General features: G+C 61.4%; 22 protein-coding genes. 12 read left to right on the top strand and 10 right to left on the bottom strand.

Annotated features, from left to right (window positions below; genetic code table 11):
- Positions 1-19 precede the first annotated feature (19 nt).
- Positions 20-439: a PaaI family thioesterase gene (locus tag AC5I5I_RS06390; RefSeq protein ID WP_495971028.1), complete on the bottom strand. Its 420-nt coding sequence runs from the start codon at positions 437-439 to the stop codon at positions 20-22.
- Positions 436-2,091: a class I adenylate-forming enzyme family protein gene (locus tag AC5I5I_RS06385; protein WP_495971026.1), complete on the bottom strand. Its 1,656-nt coding sequence runs from the start codon at positions 2,089-2,091 to the stop codon at positions 436-438. The genes AC5I5I_RS06390 and AC5I5I_RS06385 overlap by 4 nt, the downstream gene beginning before the upstream one ends.
- A gap of 179 nt (positions 2,092-2,270) precedes the next feature.
- On the opposite strand from AC5I5I_RS06385, the gene AC5I5I_RS06380 reads away from it, so the two are divergent.
- Genes AC5I5I_RS06380 through AC5I5I_RS06365 form a run of 4 tightly spaced genes read left to right on the top strand, consistent with a single transcriptional unit; the run spans position 2,271 to position 6,226 of the window.
- Positions 2,271-2,993: a class II aldolase/adducin family protein gene (locus tag AC5I5I_RS06380; RefSeq protein ID WP_495971024.1), complete on the top strand. Its 723-nt coding sequence runs from the start codon at positions 2,271-2,273 to the stop codon at positions 2,991-2,993.
- 41 nt (positions 2,994-3,034) lie between these two features.
- Positions 3,035-4,423, top strand: coding sequence for an FAD-dependent tricarballylate dehydrogenase TcuA (tcuA, locus tag AC5I5I_RS06375; protein ID WP_495971148.1), 1,389 nt, complete (start codon positions 3,035-3,037; stop codon positions 4,421-4,423).
- Positions 4,410-5,552 carry a tricarballylate utilization 4Fe-4S protein TcuB gene (tcuB, locus tag AC5I5I_RS06370; RefSeq protein ID WP_495971022.1) on the top strand — a complete coding sequence of 381 codons (1,143 nt, stop codon included), beginning with the start codon at positions 4,410-4,412 and terminating at the stop codon, positions 5,550-5,552. Before tcuA ends, tcuB begins: the two co-directional genes overlap by 14 nt.
- A gap of 35 nt (positions 5,553-5,587) precedes the next feature.
- Positions 5,588-6,226 carry a nicotinamidase gene (locus AC5I5I_RS06365; protein WP_495971020.1) on the top strand — a complete coding sequence of 213 codons (639 nt, stop codon included), beginning with the start codon at positions 5,588-5,590 and terminating at the stop codon, positions 6,224-6,226.
- An 83-nt stretch (positions 6,227-6,309) separates the two neighbouring features.
- On the opposite strand, the gene AC5I5I_RS06360 is transcribed toward AC5I5I_RS06365, so the two are convergent.
- Positions 6,310-6,714, bottom strand: coding sequence for a VOC family protein (locus AC5I5I_RS06360; protein WP_495971018.1), 405 nt, complete (start codon positions 6,712-6,714; stop codon positions 6,310-6,312).
- A gap of 366 nt (positions 6,715-7,080) precedes the next feature.
- Between AC5I5I_RS06360 and AC5I5I_RS06355 the strand changes: the two genes are divergently transcribed.
- From AC5I5I_RS06355 to AC5I5I_RS06345, 3 genes are all read left to right on the top strand, one after another.
- Entirely contained in the window at positions 7,081-8,106 is a 1,026-nt protein-coding gene (locus AC5I5I_RS06355) for an ABC transporter substrate-binding protein (protein WP_495971016.1), read from the top strand.
- Complete coding sequence (locus AC5I5I_RS06350; RefSeq protein WP_495971014.1) at positions 8,106-8,930, top strand: ABC transporter ATP-binding protein; 825 nt, start codon at positions 8,106-8,108, stop codon at positions 8,928-8,930. Before AC5I5I_RS06355 ends, AC5I5I_RS06350 begins: the two co-directional genes overlap by 1 nt.
- 110 nt (positions 8,931-9,040) lie before the next feature.
- The gene (locus tag AC5I5I_RS06345) at positions 9,041-9,784 is read left to right on the top strand and encodes an ABC transporter permease (RefSeq protein WP_495971012.1); all 744 of its coding nucleotides are present in this window, start codon (positions 9,041-9,043) and stop codon (positions 9,782-9,784) included.
- A 67-nt stretch (positions 9,785-9,851) separates the two neighbouring features.
- Here AC5I5I_RS06345 and AC5I5I_RS06340 read toward each other — a convergent pair whose 3' ends face one another.
- Positions 9,852-10,892: a 2Fe-2S iron-sulfur cluster-binding protein gene (locus tag AC5I5I_RS06340; RefSeq protein ID WP_495971010.1), complete on the bottom strand. Its 1,041-nt coding sequence runs from the start codon at positions 10,890-10,892 to the stop codon at positions 9,852-9,854.
- A gap of 218 nt (positions 10,893-11,110) precedes the next feature.
- On the opposite strand from AC5I5I_RS06340, the gene AC5I5I_RS06335 reads away from it, so the two are divergent.
- From AC5I5I_RS06335 to AC5I5I_RS06315, 5 genes are all read left to right on the top strand, one after another.
- Entirely contained in the window at positions 11,111-12,382 is a 1,272-nt protein-coding gene (locus AC5I5I_RS06335) for an aromatic ring-hydroxylating oxygenase subunit alpha (RefSeq protein ID WP_495971008.1), read from the top strand.
- A complete protein-coding gene (locus tag AC5I5I_RS06330; protein ID WP_495971006.1) occupies positions 12,382-12,897 on the top strand; it encodes an aromatic-ring-hydroxylating dioxygenase subunit beta in 516 nt (171 codons plus the stop codon). Before AC5I5I_RS06335 ends, AC5I5I_RS06330 begins: the two co-directional genes overlap by 1 nt.
- 70 nt (positions 12,898-12,967) lie before the next feature.
- Positions 12,968-13,330, top strand: a complete 363-nt coding sequence (locus AC5I5I_RS06325) for a putative quinol monooxygenase (RefSeq protein WP_495971004.1) — start codon at positions 12,968-12,970, stop codon at positions 13,328-13,330.
- Positions 13,331-13,472: 142 nt separating this feature from the next.
- A complete protein-coding gene (locus AC5I5I_RS06320) occupies positions 13,473-15,044 on the top strand; it encodes a gamma-glutamyltransferase family protein (RefSeq protein WP_495971002.1) in 1,572 nt (523 codons plus the stop codon).
- A gap of 40 nt (positions 15,045-15,084) precedes the next feature.
- On the top strand, positions 15,085-15,393 hold the full coding sequence (locus AC5I5I_RS06315; RefSeq protein ID WP_495971000.1) for a non-heme iron oxygenase ferredoxin subunit: 309 nt from the start codon (positions 15,085-15,087) through the stop codon (positions 15,391-15,393).
- Positions 15,394-15,558: 165 nt separating this feature from the next.
- Here AC5I5I_RS06315 and AC5I5I_RS06310 read toward each other — a convergent pair whose 3' ends face one another.
- The 6 genes from AC5I5I_RS06310 to AC5I5I_RS06285 all read right to left on the bottom strand — a co-directional run bounded on the left by AC5I5I_RS06310 (position 15,559) and on the right by AC5I5I_RS06285 (position 20,636).
- Positions 15,559-16,335, bottom strand: coding sequence for an ABC transporter permease (locus AC5I5I_RS06310; RefSeq protein WP_495970998.1), 777 nt, complete (start codon positions 16,333-16,335; stop codon positions 15,559-15,561).
- A complete protein-coding gene (locus tag AC5I5I_RS06305) occupies positions 16,335-17,111 on the bottom strand; it encodes an ABC transporter permease (protein WP_495970996.1) in 777 nt (258 codons plus the stop codon). Before AC5I5I_RS06305 ends, AC5I5I_RS06310 begins: the two co-directional genes overlap by 1 nt.
- Positions 17,108-17,929 carry an ABC transporter ATP-binding protein gene (locus AC5I5I_RS06300; protein WP_495970994.1) on the bottom strand — a complete coding sequence of 274 codons (822 nt, stop codon included), beginning with the start codon at positions 17,927-17,929 and terminating at the stop codon, positions 17,108-17,110. The genes AC5I5I_RS06305 and AC5I5I_RS06300 overlap by 4 nt, the downstream gene beginning before the upstream one ends.
- On the bottom strand, positions 17,901-18,953 hold the full coding sequence (locus AC5I5I_RS06295) for a hypothetical protein (protein WP_495970992.1): 1,053 nt from the start codon (positions 18,951-18,953) through the stop codon (positions 17,901-17,903). Before AC5I5I_RS06295 ends, AC5I5I_RS06300 begins: the two co-directional genes overlap by 29 nt.
- 14 nt (positions 18,954-18,967) lie before the next feature.
- Positions 18,968-19,897: an ABC transporter substrate-binding protein gene (locus AC5I5I_RS06290; protein ID WP_495970990.1), complete on the bottom strand. Its 930-nt coding sequence runs from the start codon at positions 19,895-19,897 to the stop codon at positions 18,968-18,970.
- A gap of 67 nt (positions 19,898-19,964) precedes the next feature.
- Positions 19,965-20,636, bottom strand: coding sequence for a TetR/AcrR family transcriptional regulator (locus AC5I5I_RS06285; protein WP_495970988.1), 672 nt, complete (start codon positions 20,634-20,636; stop codon positions 19,965-19,967).
- Between the last annotated feature and the right edge of the window lie 100 nt (positions 20,637-20,736).

The raw sequence follows: 20,736 nt of genomic DNA, 5'->3' as shown, positions 1-20,736 counted from the left end.
TCACGGATGAGCCACTCGATCACGCGGTACTGAACGTCCCGCGGCCGACCGCGACGAGCCGTCCCTTGCTGTCCGTCACCGATATGTCGACGCGCGCGATCGTGCGCCCCGCTTTCAGCAACCTGGCGTGCGCCAGGAGGTCGCCGCCATCGGCAGCGCGCAAATAGTCAATGCGCAGGTCAATGGTCGGCGTCATGCGGCCGACCTGAACCGCGGCGGCGGCATGACCCGCGAGGTCGATCAGTGTAGCGATGACTCCGCCATGAAACGCTTTCTCGCCCGGTGCGCGCGCCAGTTCATCGCGGAAGGCGAGTGAAATCGTGACCGAGCCATCTTCGGGATCGGCCGCCACCGCCTGAGGCTGCAAGATCGAATGAAATGGCGGACGCGCCATCTCTTCGCGCAGTCGCGTCAACGCGACGTCGCGATCCTGCGTCATTCGGCTTTGGCCTGGAAACGCACCGCGACCGGCGTGACACGTCCGTCTGCGATCCAGTCGACCACATCGCGTTTGCGGATCTTGCCACTCGGGGTGAGAGGAATCTCGTCCACGCTGAGGAAGTATTCGGGCATGTCGTATCTCGACAGCCCGACGCCATCGAGATGATCGAGAATGTCTTCTGCGCTTGCGGCCTTTCCGGGCTGGAACATCACTGCAAGACAGACCCGCTCGCCCAGGCGGGGATCGGGCATGGCGACGGCCGCGACCCGCTGCACAGCGTCATGTGTCGACGCCAGCGCTTCGATCCTCGCGGGATAGATATTGTGGCCGCCACGAATGATCACGTCCTTCTTGCGGCCGGTGATGCGCAGGTATCCGTTCTCGTCGACCCAGCCGAGATCGCCGGTCATGAACCAGCCGTCCCGGTTGAAAGATTCCTCGGTCGCTTTCTGGTCGTCGAAATAGCCAAGCATCAGGCTGGCGCCCTTGCCTCCGATCTGACCGATTTCGCCGGCCGGAAGTTCACGATCCGGATTCTCCCGATCGAAGATCCGGATTTCGTAACCAGCGCAGGAACGGCCGCAACTTTCCACGATCAGCCGCGGGTCGTCGTTGGGCAGGGTGTATTGGTGCGAGCAGGTCTCGGTCATGCCGTAACCGCTCTGCGGCTTGATCCCGTAATCGATCAGGCCGGCGACGAGCTCGCGCGGCGCTGCGGCGCCGGAAATACGGAAGCCCTGCAACCGTCCGATGCCAGACAGCTTTCGCTCCCGCACCTCCGCGAGCAGGTCGATCGCATGCGTCGGAACGCCGACGAGGAAGGTCGTGCCGCTCTCGATAATGCGGTCCGTCAGGCTTGCGCCACGCGGCAGATCGTGGATGACCAATTGTCCGCCGACCGACAAGGCCATGATCATGGCGCCGAAGCCGAGATTGTGGCTGAGCGGACTGAGCGAATAGACGACGGAATCGCTGTCGATGCTCCAGTCCGCCGAAAGCGCGCGCGCATTGGCGAGCAGCGTATTATCGCTGTGCATCACGCCTTTCGGCAAGCCGGTCGTGCCGGATGTGAAGGCGAGGTACAGGATGGTGTTCGCGTCGCGCGCAGTGGCAGGGGGCAGATCGTTGCGGCCAGCCACGATACCGATGCCTTGTCCCGGTCCGCTCTTTTCAAGCCGGTAGGCGCGCCGCAGCGTCTCGACCTGGGCGAGGTTTGCAAAGAGATCGGTTCGATGGGCGTCGGCGCCATAGCCGTCTTCGGCAACGACGGCTGACGCGCGCATGCGCTTCAGCAACTGGATGATATCGCCGACCGTATGGTCGCGATGCAGCGATGGGCAGCAGACATAGCCGTTCCGGCTGCAGGCAAGGAGAGCAATGATGCCTTCGGGCCGGCTCGGCAGCCACACCGCAACACGTTGCCCGGCGACAACGCCATGGTCCGCGAGATCGCCCGCAAAGGCATCGGCGAAGTCGACAAGCTGGCGATAGGTCAGGTCGCCGTACCGGCTGCGCACCGCGATGCGTTCGGGAGTGCGGTCGGCATGATCACGGACGAGGCTGTAGACCGTCTCGTCGCGCCACATTCCGGTCCGATAATATTCCTTGTAGCGATCGACATGGAACAATGTCAGCAGCGTATTAGACATCGACGCGCCCGAACCTCAACCGACGGAAATCTTATTTTCGATACACCCAGCGAACACCGGAGATATCAACAAAAATAGCAACTAGGAAGCCCGTAGCGGTATTCTCGCTCTGGATTGTTTCATTTTTTAAACAATCCCCTATAATATTACAAGTCAATGCCCTCCCACCCGCAACGCCGATGGATGTGACTGAAACCCCCCAGGCTGCCCTGACAACTGCAAATCGCATTCTGGTCCACGAAGGTGTTCTCGACGCGTTCGGGCATGTCAGCATGCGGCACCCGACGAGGCCGGATCGGTTCTTCCTCGCCCGGTCAATGGCGCCGGAGCTGGTGACCGAACCCGATATCCTCGAATTTGACATGACCGCAGAGCCTGTCGTCCACACTGACAGCGCCCTGTATTCGGAGCGTGTGATTCACTCCGTCCTGTACAGGATGCGCCCGGATGTCCATGCGATCTGTCATCACCATAGTCCGGCGGTCATGCCGTTCTGTCTGACCGATATCAAACTCGGCGTGGTGACCCAGCTCGGTGCTGTCCTCGGCACGCAGGTGCCGGTCTGGGATCAGCGCGACGAGTTCGGTCCGACCAATCATCTGGTGACGCAGGACGCGCAGGCAGAATCGCTGGGGCGATGCCTCGGGGCTGGCTCGATCGTATTGATGAAGCGCCATGGCGCGACCGTCGTCGGCAAGGATCCGCGCGAGCTGGTTTTCCGATCCGTATACGGCTGTCGCGACGCGCTGCTTCAGGCAACGGCGCGTTTGCACGGGCCGGTCGACACATTTTCCGATGACGAGATCGCGCTTGCTGGACGTTTCCCCGAGCCGACCCTCGCGCGCGCCTGGCATTACTGGAAAGCGCGCCTGCCGCGCGCAGAGGCAATGGCGTCGCGATGAATCAGGCAGTGTCCGAAGCTCAACAGGACGCGCGTGCACTCCTGGCGCGGGAATACGATGTCCTGGTCGCCGGAGGCGGCAATGCCGCGCTCTGCGCGGCGATCGCGGCACGTCGCGCCGGCGCGTCGGTTCTCGTCGTCGAGGGGGCGCCAAAATTCTATCGCGGCGGCAATACCCGGCATACCCGCAACTTCCGTTGCGCGCATGACAGCGCCACCGAGACGCTGACCGGGCCTTACAGCGAAGAGGAGTTCTTCGACGACCTTCTGCGCATCACCGGCGGCCAGACCGACGAGCTACTGGCCAAGCACATGATCCGCGAATCGAAGGAAGTGCTGGTCTGGCTCCAGGAGCAGGGCATTCGCTTTCAGCCTTCCCTTGGAGGAACGCTGACGCTGGGACGCACCAACGCTTTCTTCCTGGGCGGTGGACGCGCGATGCTCAACGCGCTGTACCGCACGGCGGAGGAACTCGGTGTCGACGTGATCTACGACGCCCCCGTGACCGCGCTTGACATCCAGGATGGCATGTTCCTGTCCGCCTCGGTGCAGGCCGAAGGGCAAACCCACGTGGTGCGTGCGCGCGCATTGGTGGCAGCGTCCGGTGGCTTCGAGTCGAATATCGAATGGCTCAAGGAATACTGGGGCGATGCCGCGGAGAACTTCCTGATCCGCGGAACGCCGTATAACCGCGGTGCGGTGTTGAAGATGCTGCTCGAGGCCGGCATTCAGGAAGTCGGCGACCCGACGCAATGCCATGCCGTGGCGATCGACGCGCGCGCGCCAAAATATGACGGCGGCATCATCACGCGGCTGGACTGCGTGGTCTTCGGCATTGTCGTCAACAAGAATGCCGTGCGCTTCTACGACGAGGGCGAAGATATCTGGCCGAAACGCTATGCGATCTGGGGACGCCTGGTTGCCGGGCAGCCGGACCAGATCGCCTATATCATTTTCGATGCGTCGTCGCTGAATCTGTTCATGCCGTCACTGTTTCCGCCGGTCACGGCCGGGTCGATCCGCGAACTGGCCGGGAAGCTCGAGCTGGATCCGGATGTGCTGGAAAAGACTGTGGCCGACTTCAATGCGGCGGTTCGGCCGGGCACGTTCAAGCATAGCGATCTCGACGACTGCCGTACCGAGGGTCTGACGCCGCCGAAGAGCCATTGGGCGCGCAAGATCGAGGCCGCGCCGTTCTACGCCTATCCGGTGCGGCCGGGCATCACCTTCACCTATCTCGGCGTGCGGGTGAACGAAGAGTCGCGCATGCTGATGGCGGACGGGCGGCCGACGGCAAACATGTTCGCAGCCGGCGAAGTCATGGCCGGTAACGTCCTGGGTCGCGGATATGCGGCAGGAATTGGCATGACGATCGGCAGTGTTTTCGGACGCCTCGCAGGGCGTGGAGCGGCGAAGAATGCGCGCAATTGATATGCATACGACGATGCCGCACGGCAGTGCGGCCTTGACCGAAGCCGACCGGCTGATGGTCGTCTGCAATTCGTGCCGTTATTGCAAGGGGCTCTGCGCCGTTTTCCCGGCAATGGAGCGGCGCCGTCTGTTCAACGACGGCGATCTCAATTATCTCGCAAATCTGTGCCACAGTTGCGGCGCCTGCTACGCCGACTGCCAGTTTTCGCCTCCGCACGAATTCGACGTGAATGTTCCCCGCGCGCTCGCGCAATTGCGGGGCGACAGCTACGCCGCCTATGCTTGGCCGGGCTTCCTTTCGGGCCTGTTTGCGCGCAACGGCCTTGCGATCAGTGTCATTGCAGCGCTCAGCGTGGCGCTGTTCGTCATCGGTTTTGTCGCCGCGCGCGATCCGTCGGTCTTGTTCGGCGTTCATACCGGGCCGGGGGCATTCTACAAGTTGATGCCTCACAACGCGATGGTTGCGCTTTTCGGAGGGGTGTTCGTCTACGCGATGGTCGCACTCACCATGAGCATGCGTGCGTTCTGGAAAGATATATCCCGAGGCACGCCATCGGGCGGGCTTGCTTCGATCTGGCGCGCCATGATGGACGCCGGACGCCTGCGATACCTGGACGGCGGCAAGGCCGGCTGCATGAACGATGACGAGCAGCCGACCGATCGGCGCAAGCACTATCATCACGCGACGTTCTATGGGTTTCTGCTGTGCTTTGCGGCAACCTCGGTTGCGACGTTGTATCATTACCTGCTGGGACGCGAGGCTCCTTACGCCTGGTATGATCTGCCGGTGGTCCTCGGTACGATCGGCGGCATCGGGCTCGTGGTCGGGCCGATCGGTTTGCTGATCGCCAAGTGGCGGCGCGATCCCGCGCTTGTGGATCATGCGCGGTTCGGAATGGACGTTGCTTTCATCATGATGCTGCTGCTGACGAGTGTCAGCGGACTGCTGCTGCTTGTGCTCCGGGCGACGCCGGCGATGGGCGTGCTGTTGGCGGTGCATCTCGGATTCGTGTTCGCGCTGTTCCTGACGTTTCCCTACGGGAAGTTCGTGCATGGCCTGTATCGCTTTCTGGCGCTCGTGCAATATGCGCGGGAAAGCGCCTCCGATGCGCAGAACCATAATGGCTGAAGGCTAGCGGCGCTGGGTCCGCTAGAGGCACGGTGATGGATCGGATCAAACTATCGGGCGAGGATGCGCTGCTCATCGTCGATGTGCAGAATGACTTTGTGTCGGGTTCGCTCGCAATCCCCGAGGCCGAGACGATCGTTCCCGTGATCAACAGGCTTGTCGCGACATTCGATCACGTGATCGCTGCCCAGGACTGGCATCCGTCGGGGCACATTTCGTTTGCCAGCGCGCATCCGGGGCACAGCGCAGGGGAGATGATCGATGTGAGCTACGGGCCGCAGCGCCTGTTCAACGATCATTGCGTCCAGGGGACGGCCGGCGCGGAATTCCATCCCGATCTGGAATTAGGGAAGGCCGAACTGATTCTCCGCAAAGGCTATCGCCGAGAGGTGGACAGCTATTCGGCGTTCTTCGAGAACGATCAGAAGACGGTGACAGGCTTGGCCGCTTATCTGCGCGCGCGCGGCTTTCGTCGTGTCTTCTGCGTGGGGCTGGCGTTGTTCGGCTGCGTGAAAGCGACGGCTGAGGGCGCTCGGCGCGAGCAATTCGAAGCCGTGATCATTGAGGACGCAGGCAAAGCCAGACCGGTCGCCGACGATGCGAACGAACTTGCCGAGACTGCGTTGCGCGCCCTCGGCGTCCGCTTCATCAAGTCCACGCAACTCGTATTCTAGCGCTTATTGTTGAACAACTAAGCGACTTGTTACGCGAACAAGCGACAGACGAGGCCGGTGTGGCCGTCGCAGCGGTTCACGGGTCAACCGAGCGGGACCTGGCAGATTTCGACAATATTGCCTTCCGGGTCCATGAACTGTGCGAGCCGGCCGCGAGGCGGAACGCCCGGGTCCGAAACCGTTGGCCTGATGCCCGAGATGCATCGGGCGCCGCGGCTTTCGATCGCTGCAACCTCGGCCTCGATGTCATCGACATAAAACGAGATCAGCGTCTTGTTGCGATCCCAGCCGCGCTTGTCGTCCATCTGCGCAGCGTCGGGGCCGTTGTCGAGCTGACTCATCAGTTCCAGCGTGCAACTGCCGGTGTCGAAAATCGTCTTCAGGTGGCTTGATCGCTTCACGCGCAGTCCGAGGACGGTCTCATAGAAGTGCCGCGTCTTTGCGACGTCGGTCACATAGATCAGAACCCAGCCCAAAGGCCCCAACATGATTTCAACTCCTCTTGTTGCCGTGCGCGCCGCGACAAACCGGCGCGCGAAGGCGCGCGTTGGCGACCGTGGAACGATTTCAGTTGCGTATTGTAACAAAAACGATACGATTTCCAATATTAGGATGAAGCGAACGATGGGAGTAACGGCATAAGCCTTGCATATCGCGGAAATCGAACTCCGGACGTTCAAAGAGGGGTGTGCATCTTTTTGAACAGAAGGAGGCAAGACGGCCGGTTCAACTCCGTTTGGTTCGGCGGCGAGACGCGGGCGAGATGCCGATGGTTACGGAATTCGTCGATCAGCCGCACGCAACGATGATCGACCGTACTGCAGGTCCATATCGAACGATTCACGAGGGGTTTCATGCGTCGCAATCCAACGTTTAAGAGCCGCATCACGATGCGGTCATTTGTCTCGCTGGCCGGTGCGCTTGCTGTCGCGCTGTTATCGGGCAATGCGGCCGTCGCTCAGGAGAAGCTTTCGGTCCGGCTCGACTTCCTGCCCTACGGTGCGCATGCGCCGTTCTACCTTGCGCAGGAGAAGGGCTGGTTCAAGGAAAACGGCGTTGAACCGACGATCGAGGACGGCACCGGTACGACAACGACGGTGCAACTGGTTGGCGCCGGCAAGTACGACCTCGGCTATGCCGGTTTCGTGTCTGCCGTGGTGGCACGCGAGAAAGGCGTTCCGGTCAAGGCTGTCGCCGGCGTGTTGCGCAAGAGCGACCTTGGCATCGTGGTTGACGAGAAGGGTTCGATCTTCAAGCCCAAGGATCTCGAGGGCAAGAAGATCTATTTCTCGCCTGCTTCTGTCGAGACGCTGTTCATGGACAGCTACTTCAAGGCGGCTGGCGTGGACAAGTCGAAGGTCGATCTGACCAGCATCGATATCTCGGCCAAGGTGTCGACTTATCTTGGCGGCGGTGGCGACGGCATGTTCGTGCCGGTGCCGATCTATACGATCCGCAAGAATATTCCCCGTCTGTCGCGGGGACTGCTGTTCACCGATGTGGGTCTGCCCTTGCCGGGTGTCGGTCTGATCGCCAACGAGACAGTCATCAAGGAAAAGCCGAAGGCGATTGCCGGCTTCGTCGCTGCGCTGCAGAAGGCCTGGGCAGGTGTCCAGGACGGCTCGATGACCGAAGAGGCGGTCCAGGCGTTGTTGAAGAACCGTCCCAAGGCCAAGCTCGATCCTGAATATGTGCGACAGCAGCTTCAGGCGATGGTCCCCTATCTCGACACCGATGCGACCAAGGGCAAGCCGCTGTTCTGGCAGTCCCCGGAAGACTGGGCGGCGGCCATCAAGTTTTCGGAGCAGTCCGGCGTCATCAAGGCGGGAACCAAGGCCGACGATTACTTCACCAACGATTTCGTGCCCAAGGCGAAGTAATGGAGGCTGCGCTGTCGAACGCCGCCGCGAGCGCGCAACAGGGTGCTATCGGAACGGCGCATGTCACCCTTCGGGGTGTCTGCAAGTCGTTCAATTCCAAGCGTGGAAACATCCGCGCGCTCGCAAATGTCGATCTCGATATCCGGGCAGGCGAATTCCTGAGCCTGCTCGGACCGAGCGGATGCGGCAAGAGCACCTTGCTGAGGTGCCTCGCCGGGCTCGACCAGATCACGAGCGGCGAAGTGCGGATGCACGACAAGCCGCTCGATGGACCGCCCGACGATATGGGAATCGTGTTTCAACGCGACATGCTGCTCGACTGGCGTACGGTTCTCGACAACGTGTTTCTTCCGCTCGAATTTCGGCGAAAGCCGACAAAGCCGTATACCGAGGCCGCGCTCACCCTGCTCGAAACATTCGGCTTGCGGCGCTCAGCCAATCGCTATCCGTGGGAGTTGTCGGGCGGCATGCGGCAGCGCGCGGCGATCTGCCGCGCATTGCTGGACGATCCGGCTTTGCTGCTGATGGATGAGCCGTTCGGTGCGCTCGACGCTATCACCAGAGACCAGCTCAATATCGAGTTGCAGAGAATCTGGTCGCAGACCGGCAAGACGATCCTGTTCATTACGCACAGCATCAATGAAGCCATCCTGCTTTCGGACCGGGTGGCGATCATGGCCCGCGATCCGGGGCGTATCGAGGAGGTCATCGAGATCGATCTGCCTCGTCCGCGGACGCTGGCGACGCGGGAGACGACGGAATTCGTGCGCTACAGCGCGCATGTGCGCTCCGTATTCGAAAGAATGGGCGCATTCTCGGGTTAACCTGTACGGGCCGATTTGCATTGACGATGACGACTGCCTTGACTGAACCGACAACGCGGCGATCCGGCCGGCGTCCATTGTTGCGCGCAGCCGCAAAGGTGGCGCGGGTCATGGCGGCCGTACTGATATTGTGCGCAATCTGGGAGGCGATATGCCGTCTCACGGGTGTGCGTCCTTATATCTTCCCGTCACCTCTGAACGTGCTGCATGAGCTGGTGACGGAGCCGCTCTATCTTCTCGAGAATTCGGCGTACACGATCGGCGCCTCGCTTCTCGGCTTCGCGCTGTCGGTGGTGATCGGCCTCGCGATGGCGGTGGGCATTGTCTATTCGAAATTCCTCGACAAGACGTTGCTCACGACCCTCGTCGCCAGCAATGCCGTGCCGAAGGTTGCGATCGCGCCGCTTTTCATTCTTTGGGTCGGCACCGGGATCGAATCCAAGGTGCTGATGGCGTTCCTGGTTTCAATCTTCCCGATGGTGGTCGACAGCGTCGTCGGCCTGCGCTCCGTCGACCCCGGAATGCTGGAATTGGCCCGCACCTACAAGGGGTCGAAACTCCAGATGTTCTGGAAGATTCGTTTTCCTAATGCGCTGCCGAGCATATTTGCCGGAATGAAGGTTGCGATCTCGCTGGCGCTGATCGGGACGATCGTCGGCGAATTTGTCGGCGCCAATCGCGGGCTCGGCTATGTCATCCTGCAATCGCAAGGGACCTACAACACGCCTCGTGTGTTCGCAGCGATCCTGCTGCTGACGGTGATCGGCATCGTGTTCTATCAGATCGTCGATCTGATCGAGCGCAAGGCCATGCCCTGGCATGTGTCGCATCGTCATCTGGAGGACGAGGACTGATCGCCGGACGGGACGCGCAGGCGTGCGGCGCTGGCAAGCCGCACGACCGTCTTCAGCTCCGAACGTATCAGAAAAACCGATCGTAACGGATTCGATCCGAGCTTACGTTTCTTTCGCGCAAGGCGGCGGTGACGGCCTCGATCATTTTCGGCGGGCCGGCGCAGTAGAAGTCGAACGTCTGCAGGGCGTTGTGGAAGTGATCCAGCAGAAGCTCATGGATGAGCTTTTGCGGAATGCCTTCGGACAATTCGGGATCATGCGCCGACACCGCGCAATGGAAGGATATCCGTTCTCCAAAAGCGGATAGTTTCTGCAGCTGAGGCAGCCCGCAGATGTCGGCTGTCGTGCGGCCTCCGAACAGAAACTGCAGATGAGCACCCGCATAAGCCGGACTGGCGTCGAATGCGCGGGCAATCGACAGCATCGGTGCAAGACCAGAGCCTCCCGCGATACAGCATACGTTGCGATCTGATGTGTCACGCAGGAAGGCATGTCCGTATGGCGCGTCCAGTGAAACGCGATCTCCGGCCTGCGCCTTGAACAGGTGATCCGTTCCCGCACCGTCCGTGACCTTGCGGACGATAAAGTGCCAGTCGCCGTCCTCGTTCGGCAGGTTGGACATTGAATAGGCGCGGCTACCGGATACGCCCGGCATGTCCAGCAGAGCATATTGACCGGGGAGGAAGCGCGCCGGCCCGCTGGTGCGGAACCTGAACTCGCGCATGTCATGGGTCAGGTCGCGATGGGATATCAACTCGGCTTGGCTACGTCGGGGGGCGGTCACCGCGACACTGCTCTCCGGCCTGGATCCGAGGAACCGCACGCGACAATTCGATAAGGGGAGCGACTGGCAGGCCAGACGCCGGCCCCGTTCGGCGTCGCGCGGTGAGAGGACAGATGCGGCGGCTTGCAGCGACACAACGTCGCCCTCAATCATTTGAATCTTGCAGGAGCCGCACTGGCCGACATTGCACTCATAGGGGAGGTTGAGCCCGGCTCGCAGCCCGGCGCGCAGCAGGGTGTCATCGCCGTTGCAGGGGTAAGACTGCGACGTTCTGTCGATGGAAATCTCGAATGCGGTGAATTCCGGAGCGGCGAGCTTCTGCATGCCCAAGGCTCATATCAACTGGCGTACTAAAATCAACACAAAGCCCCCAATGCGCCTATTGATATCGGCCTTAACGTGTTGAAACACGATGATATTTCCGCGTAACATTTTTTGAACAAAGCAATTGACAACGCTTGCAAGGTGGCATGAAATTGGCCTGAATTTGGTGCGCCCCGAATGCTCTGCCGGAAGCAGTCGGGTTCAGGAGATCGTTCAGGATGGACAATCCGACCCGCTTTGACGTTCCGAAAGCTCTGTCGGCTGCTGACATGCCCGACCTGAAGTGGCCCGAGGACCGCGCTGAAATCCCGGACTGGGTTTACACGGATCGTCGCGTCTTCGACCTTGAAGTCCAGAAAGTCTTCATGGGCCGCAACTGGAATTACGTCGCGCTCGAGGCCGAGATCGCCGAGCCGGGCAGCTTCATGCGCTCCTATATCGGGAATATTCCGATTATCGTGGCGCGGGACGAAGCCGGCCAAGTCCGCGCGTTCGAGAACCGTTGCGCTCATCGCGGCGTCGAATTCTGCAAATCCTATCGCGGCACCACCAAGCAATTCGTCTGCCCCTACCATCAATGGACCTACAATCTCTCCGGCTCGCTCGTGTCCGTGCCGTTCCGTCGCGGCGTCAAGGGCAAGGGCGGGATGCCGGCGGACTTCAAGCTTGACGAGCATAATCTGCGCTCGCTGAACGTGGCAGTCCGGCACGGGGTGGTGTTCGCCTCGTTCGTGGAGGATATGGAATCGATCGAAGAGTTTCTCGGCGCTGACATGCTCGAGCAGTTCGATTCGATCTTCGACGGCCGTCCGCTGAAACTGCTGGGCGTCCACCGCAATACGCTTCCGGGCAACTGGAAGCTCTATCAGGAAAACCTGAAGGACCCGTACCACGCGACGCTGCTGCATACCTACCTGACAACGTTCGGACTGTTCGTCGCCGGCAACAAGACGATGATCCTGACCGATCCCAAGGGGCGTCACTCCACGCTCTGCAACGCGCGCCCGGTCGGCCGTCCCGAGAACGACGAGAGCAAGTCGGACATCAAGTCGTTTCATGCGGCGATGCAACTTGCCGATCCGCGGGTGATCGAGCTGATCCCGGAAAAGGAATCGGTCTGGACCAGCAACGCCATCACCATCTGGCCGAACCTGATCCTGTTGCGGCAAACCAATATTCTTGGCGCGCGCCAGATCGTCCCGCTGAGTCCGAACGAGTTCATGCTGATCTGGACGACGTTCGGATACGCCGACGATACCCGCGAAATGGAAGAGCACCGGCTCCGGCAGAACAACATCTTTGGTCCCGGCGGATTTCTCGGCATCGATGACCACGAGGCCCTGAAATTCGTTCAGGACGGCCTCGACAGGTCGGTGCCGCGTCATGGCGTTGCGCCGCTCGGCAAGGATGAAGAGTCCAGTGATACCGTGATCACCGATCGGGCGATCCGTGCGATGTATCATCACTACAAGGAAGAGATGGGCTTCTGATGGAAACGCTCGAATCTCCGCCGACGCAATCCGTCGATATCGGCCTGTTGAAGGAATTGCGTTGGCTCGTCGAAGAGTTCAACTACGAATATGCGGCGGTGCTAGATCGTTGCGAGATCGGCAAGTGGCCGTCGTTTTTCACGCAGGACGGCGTTTATCGTCTGGTCGCACGCGACAACGCGGAGTCCAATCTTCCGTTGTCGCTGATGTCCTGCGAGGGCATGGGAATGCTGAAGGATCGCGCCTATGCGATCGAGAATACCGAGATGTTCGCCCCGCGCTACATCCATCACCAGATCACCCAGATTCGTGTCACGGGAATTGACGCCGGCATCGTGAACGCGGAGGCGGCCTATACCGTTCTCGAAACGCTGATCGACGAGCCGACGCGCATCCTTCAATGCGGCCGTTACTACGACAAGTTCGTGCGGCACGGCGACGGTCTGCTGCTGAAGGAGCGGCGCTGCATCTATGACACGCTGATCGTTCCGACCTGCGTCGTCTATCCGGTATGAACCATGCACGCGCCGGCGGCGCGTGTCTGGACGTTCGCGAAATCCTGTCCGCAATCAACGGAGACAAGTAATGGCGTTGGAGCCGCTGTCGACGAAGGGCAATGTCCTTCACATCTACGAATTCCGGGTCAAGAAAGAGTCGGCCGACGAGTTCATGAAGTTGTTCGAGGAGTTCGACTATTCTCCCGAAAACCCCATGCATAAGTCCGAGTCGCAGGTGAAGGACGGTGTGCTTTGCCGCGATCCGCAGGATCCGGAGCGCTTCTTTCTGATCGGCGAGTGGAAGAGCATCGAGGCGCATCAGCGCGTACTCAAGGATGTGGCGGCGCTCCGCCCTAAATTCGTCAGCCTGATCGAAGGTGGCCCGGCGGCATTCAAGCCGCTCTATGTCGACGTCGTCATGAGCACGCCGCTGGAATATCTCCAGGGCTGATCGTCAGACTGTGTCTGCAAGCCGCGCACGGGCTGCGCGCGGCTTGCTATTTCTGCCGTGGCCTCTGCCAGTAGGCCGTTACGGTCCATTCAGGACACCATCCTCTGGCACCGTATCAAGAGCCATTGAGGCGCCGCCCGTCATGAATCTCGCGTCCGCGGCAAGCCCTGCACGCTATCCCGTCCTCGCTGACAACATCGTTGCAACGTCTCATCCGCTCGCGGCGCAGGCGGGCTTGCGCATGTTCGAACTGGGCGGAAATGCCGTCGATGCGGCGCTGGCTTCGGCGATCGCGCTTGTCGTGCTCGAACCGGTGTCGACCGGGCTTGGGAGCGACAGCTTTGCGATGCTGTGGGACGGTGAAAAGGTCCACGGCCTGAACGGATCCGGGGGGGCGCCACGCGCCTGGAGCGCAGATGTCCTGGATCGCTGGAAGGCTATTCCCGGCGCTGGTTGGAACAGCGTGACCGTGCCGGGCGCCGTCGCGAGCTGGAACGATCTGTCCCAGCGCTTCGGCGCGTTGCCATTCGCGCGATTGTTCGAGCCTGCGATCTCCTGGGCCGAATCCGGCTTTCCGGTATCGCCCGGCGTTGCCGAACGGTGGGCGGTTCAGGTCGGGCGGTTGAAAGACCAGCCCGGTTTTGCGGAAACATTCCTGCCGTCCGGGCGTGCGCCTCTGGCCGGCGAGCGATTCCGCAATCCTGCGCTTGCGCGGAGCTTGCAGGCGATCGCCGAAACACGCGGTGAGGCGTTCTATCGCGGCGCGCTGGCCGACGCCATGATCGCGCATTCGCAGGCGAATGACGGCATGATGTCGCATGAAGACCTGTCCGCGCATCGAAGCGAGTGGGTCGCGCCGCTGGAACACGATTGTTTTGGTTGCACGTGGCATCAGATGCCGCCCAATGCCAACGGCATCGTGCTGCTGATGGCGCTCGGCATCCTTGCCGAAACCGGCTTTGCTGGAGATTGCGCATCGCCCGAGCATGAGCACCTGCAGCTTGAGGCCTACAAGCTCGCGGCTGCGGAAACGGAGCGCCTTATTGCGGATGGAACGGCGCCGTCAGCGGCGCTGGCGCTGCTCGATCCGGATTATCTGCGATCGCGGGCGCGGATGATCGGAACGCAAGCACAGAATTTCGAGCCGGGCCTTCGTCAGCAGGGCGGGACGGTTTTCGTGACCGCCGGCGACAGTGCCGGGCGGCTGATCTCCTTTATTCAGTCGAACTATGTCGGTTTCGGCTCGGGTGTGGTCGTGCCAGGCACCGGAATAAGTCTGCACAACCGCGCGGCCGGCTTCACCCTGCAGAAGGGTCACCCCAACCATCCGGCGCCGGGCAAGCGTCCGGCGCACACCATTCTGCCGGCGCTGATCAGCCGAGACGGTGCGCCGCTCATGAGCCTTGGCGTCACCGGCGGCAACATGCAGCCGCAGGGGCAACTCCAGATCGCACTGCGCATCATTCTGGACGGCCACAATCCGCAATCCGCAATCGATGCGCCGCGTTTCCGGCACATGGCGGGACTGGATATCAATCTCGAGGATGCGATGCCGGAGAGAACGAAAGAGTTTTTGGCCGAGCGCGGGCATCGCGTCCTTCCGTTGCCGGAAGGATATATGGATTTCGGGTCGGCGCAGGCGTTGTGCCGCCACGGCGATTGCTGGGTTGCTGGAACGGATGGTCGCAAGGACGGCGCAGCGGTCGGTATCTGACCAGCGTTGGCGGTCCGCGAAAGAGTTGATGGAGACTGCAATGGCATGGCATGGCTCGATAAAGGCGAGTGAGGTTGCGGAGGGCGAAGTCTGCGGGATCACGATCGGTGACACCCAGATCGCTCTTTACCGGATCGGTGGGACGATCTTTGCGACGTCCAATATCTGCACGCACGAATACGCTCTTCTCTCCGATGGCTATGTCGATGGAGATTGCGTCGAATGCCCGCTCCACGCCGCGGTGTTCCACGTCCCGACCGGAGAGGTCCGCGGCGGGCCGACCGACTGCGCTCTCAAGACGTATCCCGTGAAGCTGGAGGATGATGTCGTGATGATTGACATCGCCTGAGAATGTGCCGGTTCGAGAGCGAGGAATGGACGATTTCTCGCCTTATCGAGCGCGTGAATCGCGGCCGCGCGCTGGCCAGCGTGCGCCTCAAAGTTCGATTGTGGCATAGGCGAAGCCGCAATCGTCGAATGCGTAACGGCGCTGGTTCGACACTCAGCGAAAGGCTTACTTGGGAGGGTTTCTCCAAGCGAGCAGCCGATATTCTGCACTGGAAAGCAGCATATTGCTCAGGTAGCCGATGAGTCCCAGAAGCACGACACCCGCATAGAGGTCAGCCGACTGGAAAGAGCGTGCGGCGAGCAGGATCGCTTGCCCGAGACCTGGCCGGCTGGCCAGCATCTCGCCGACCACAGCCAGGATCAGCGCGATGGTCAGCCCGATGCGCATGCCGGCCATGATATCGGGCAGGGCGCTGGGCAGAGCGATCTTCCAGATTACGGCGAGACGGGACATGCCAAGCGCGCGGCTGACTTGATAGAGCCGCGGCTCGACGGCGGCGAAGCCATGCACGGTCGCCAGCAACATCGGCCACAACGCCCCGAACGCGATGACGGCGAGCACCATTGAATCGGATAGGCCGAGCAACACGATCGCGACCGGCATCATCGCCGAAGCCGGGAGAGGGCGCAGGAATTCCAGGGTCGGCTCGAAATAGGCGCGGGCCGTCTCGGAAATACCGATCATGGCGCCGAGGAGAATCCCGATCAGGGATGCCAGCAGCCAGCCATAGATCATGCGCTCGACGGTGCGCAGGGTCTTGGCCGCGAGGTCGCCTTCGGTGAGGCCGTAGACCAAGGCGTCCCAGACCCGCTCCGGGCCCGGCAGAAACACCGGCGACACCAGCCGCGCCTGCGCCACGAAATGCCAGAGTAGCACGAACAAAAAACCGACGCCGATGCTCGCCAGCAGCCAGCCTATGCGCGAGGGGGAAGGCCACTGCATCATCGTTCGATCCGGATTGCTGCAGCGGGACCGAAAAACCGGAACTGGGACCACAGGAGGAGCCGGTTGAGCCCCCATCCCAGGATTCCGAGCCACACCAGCAATGCCAGCATGAGCTCGGGACGCAGTGTTTGTTGCGCGAGGATCATGTTGTAGCCGAGACCGAGCGGGTTGGCGGCGATCTCGACCGTGACCGCCACGATTAGCGCGATGCCGGCGGCGAGACGGAAAGCAACGAAGATCCGGGGCAGGGCCGCCGGCAGCACGATCTTCCAAATGCGCGACGCGACACCAAATCCGAGTGCGTGCGCCACCTGAAGGAGCCTCGGTTCAACGCCACCGACCGCGGCGCGAGTCAGAACCAGGATTGGCCAGAATGCGGCGAAGGCGACGATCGCGATCTCCATGCGATAGCCGAACCCGAACACCAGCAGCGCGATCGGAATCAGCGCGACTGCGGGAATTGGACGGAAGGCCTCGATGGAGAATTCCATGAGCCGCTCCGCGGTGGGAACAAGGCCGAGCAGGATACCGGCAACAAGGCCGAGCAGGGTGCCGAGCGCGAGGCCGGCAAGCGTCGTTGCGAGCGTGGCGAAGGTTGCTTGCAGGAGCGTGCCGTCCAGCAAAGCAGTCCAGAAGGCAGCGACGATCGCCGAAGGCGGGGCAAGCAGCGAGTCGTCAAAACGCGTGACGCGCGAGGCGATCTCCGCCGCGACGACGAAGCCCACCGGGATGACGAGCCCGCGCCAGTCAAACCCTCGTTTGGCCTCGCTCAATGTTCGACCTCCTTGATCACGTCGAACAATGCGCGGCGAAGCCGAAGAAATTCCGGCAGTTCGCGGGTGGTGAGCTGATCGCGCGGACGTGGCAGGTCGATCGTGAAGGAGACCTCGAAGGTCCCGGGATTGGGCCGCATGGCGATCACGCGGTCGCCGAGATAGATCGCTTCTTCCAGATCGTGGGTGATGAACAAAACGGTCGCGCCGGTGCGCGCGGCGATCGAGAGTACCTCGTCCTGCAGCGCCTGCCGCGTCATCGCGTCGAGCGCGCCGAACGGCTCGTCCATCAGCAACACTTTCGGATTTTGCGCGAGGCAGCGCGCGATCTGCAAGCGTTGCTGCATTCCGCCCGAGAGCTGGTTCGGGAATTTCGCGGCGTGCTCGGACAGTCCGATCAGGTCGAGCAATTCCGCGATGCGTGCTTCGCGTTCCGCCTTCGGCAGCCGAATGGCCTCGAGCGCCAGCGCGATATTTCCCGACGCCGTGCGCCAGGGAAGGAGTGCCTTGCCATAGTCCTGAAACACGATCGCGATTTCCTGGCGTGGACCCGCGACCGCCTTCCCGTCATAAGTGACGTGCCCTGCGGTCGGCATCAGCAGGCCGGCAGCAAGATTGAGCAAGGACGTCTTGCCGCAGCCGGAGGGGCCGACGATGGACAGGAACTCGCCCTTTCGCACGGCGACGTCGATCCCCGCCAGGATCGGACGTCCGCCGAGCGACAGGTCGACATTGTCGAAAGCGATCAGCACGTCGCCGCCGCTCGGATTTAGTATGCCCAAGGCGGCCTCAATTCGGGTTGCGGGACGCACCGGCATAGGTGTCGAGAATCGTATGCACCAGATCCGGCTTGCGGGCGCGTGCGATGCCGCACTCGGTCGCGATGCCGAATTTCGGCACGAAAGCGCGTGCGGTGTCGATGCGCTTGACCACGCCGTCGACGCCATCGGCCGCGTGCACGAGCCCGAGATAGATCTCGGTTTCGGGCTTCAGCTTGAGGCCGGTGAAGGGTGCGAAATAGCCGGCATCCCTGCGCTCGATCGGCACCGGGAAGTGCATGTAGTCGATCCGGCGCGTCACTGCGCCGGCCATGTCGTTTGCGACATCGGTCATGCGGCCGGCGTCCTTCGGCTCGATCATGTGCTTGGCGCCGAAGTCGCCGTAGCAGAAGTGTATGCCGAGCTCGACGTCCTGAGATACGGCAGCGGAGATTCGTTTCATCCGCTCCATGATCTCAGCTTGCGAGGCGCCTTGCGGCGGGAACCAGTCCTGCGGCTGGCCGTCGAGCACGATCATCTCGTGGCAGAAATCCCACTGGATACAGAGATGCTCATGCGGGATCGCGTCGCAGATCGCTTTTACTTCCGCGATCATCGCGCGCTCATAGGCTCTTTCGACCTCCTGCACGTCGCGCGGTACGACGAAGGCGTAGATCACGCCGAACGGCGTCGGCAGGCAGACCTGAAGCCGGACATGCTCGGGGAAATCACCACGCTTCTTGGCGGCCTGCAGGTCGAGATAGGAGGCGCGCGCCTCGCGGGCATAGCCGAGCTCGCCGAACGAAATCTCGTCCGCCGTTACGCCCTCGGCGAGAGCCAGCATCGGAAATTTCGAGGTCGCACGCACGGTGCCGCCGGGATCGGGCCGCAGGAACGGGGTCGATCGCAACAGGGGATATTGGAAGCTCGCCCAAAGTCGGCGCGGACCGATCTCGCCGTCTGGAACGCGCTTCAATCTTCGGCCGATCTTGCCGCCGACAGTGCGGAAGATTTCGTCGACATTGTCGAGGCCGATAGAACCGACCAGGTAAACCTGGTCGGGCAGTGTCATGGTGGTGGCCATGTTCGGTCCTCGAATCAGGGAGCGATGACGTTCTTGAGATTGACGTCGCCGCGGATCATGCCTTGCGACTTCATGATCGAGATCCACGGTGCGAGGTTTTTGTCGCTGAGCTTGGAATCGAATTTCGGGATCGCCACCGACGCCACCGCAGGTGGCGGCAGTTTCAGGAAAGCTGCAACGGTCGCGCGCGCTTCGTCCGGGTTCGCATGCGCGTAGGCAGCGCCTTCGTCAAAGCCGGCGCGAAATGCCTTGATCGAATCCTGGTTCTTGTCGGCCCACCCCTTCTTGCTCGCAAACACCGTGATGCTCATGCCGGCTGGCATATCGCGAATGAAGTTAGCGAGCAACTCGCCGGTCTTGGTTCCGATGATGCGCGACATGAAGGGCTGGATCGCGACGACGGCATCCACAGAACCCGACTTCAGAATACCTTCCATCTGCGGAAACTGCGCCTCGACGAACTCGACTTTCTTCCAGTCCACGCCCTTCATCGTCAGCCATTCGCGGAACATCACATGCAGAAATGCATTCAGGCCTGGTACGCCGACCTTCTTGCCGATGAAATCCGAGGGCTGCTTGATGTTGGCTTCCGGCCGCACCACGATGCCGAAATTGCTGTCGTCCTTGACGGTTTCCGTATAGCCGGAGACGGCAACGGTATCGAGCCCGCCATTGATCGCCTGCAGCAGAACGGATGCAGTCGGCATCGCAATATCGACTTCGCCCGCTTCGAGCGCCGCAGGGTTCTGCGAGTTGAGCGGGATCGGTTTCAGTGCGACTTCGAGGCCGTGTTTTGCGAAGAAGCCCTTTTGCTGGGCGAGCAGGATAGGTGCGAGATCGAAGATCTGCTGATGCCCGAAGGTGACTTTCTTCTGGGCGCTTGCCTGTCCTGCCAGTGCCAGCATGAAGGCGCCCGCAAGCGCAATTGCCAGATATTTCCTCATCCTATCCTCCCGTTTGATGTCTTGCGCGGGCTTGTCCCGCGTCATGTTGGTCCACTGTTAGACTGGATTATGCGCGCAGGACCTTTCGCGCTGGTGCGGCGGCCTGCGCCGCGGCAAGCCCCTCAAAGGCTCCGGTCAAAAATGGCAGCGCGAAGTCGTAGGCGCGCTTGAGATCGCGGCTGTCATAGGCCCGCTTCGAGATCACGGCCAACAGATCGTTAGCGGCAAAAATCCCGAACATGATCGAAACGAGATGCACATATCCGCGCGCCGCGGCCTCCGGTGTGAGACGCGGCTCTGCCTCGATCAGCGCATTCAGAATGATGTCTTGCGTCTCCTTGAAGTGCCGCGTGATCAGCCGGGTCCAGCGATTGGCCTGACCCGTCTGTGCGAGCAGACGTCCATAGGCGCGCCAACCCGGTCCGCCTTCCAGCATCAGGTCGAGATACGGACGCAGGAATATATCGACCACCTGTCGCAAATCGGGCTTTCCCTGTAGCGCTGCGAACGCATCGCGACGGCGGACATTCAGTTCGTCGGATCGCCGGGCGATGATCGCCTCGAACAGCTTTTCTTTGCTCTCGAAGTGATAGTTGATCAGGCCGAGCGGCACTTTGGCTCTTGCCGCCACATCGCGCATCGAAACGATATCGAAGCTTGCCGCGGCAAAGAGATATTCCGCCGCGTCGAGAATGGCGGTTCTCGTCTGGTCGCCGTTACGTTTGGTCTTGCCGGCCATCGCAAACCCATTGACAGATCACTTGTACAGTTGTTCAACTCTAGTGCAATTGCGCGGTCGATGCGAGCAAAAAGTTTGCAGGCATTGTCGCGCCTTCGGG

Source organism: Pseudorhodoplanes sp., from assembly GCF_059499825.1.
The sequence above is the reverse complement of the archived record's forward strand: the minus strand, read 5'-3'. Positions and strand labels throughout refer to the sequence as shown.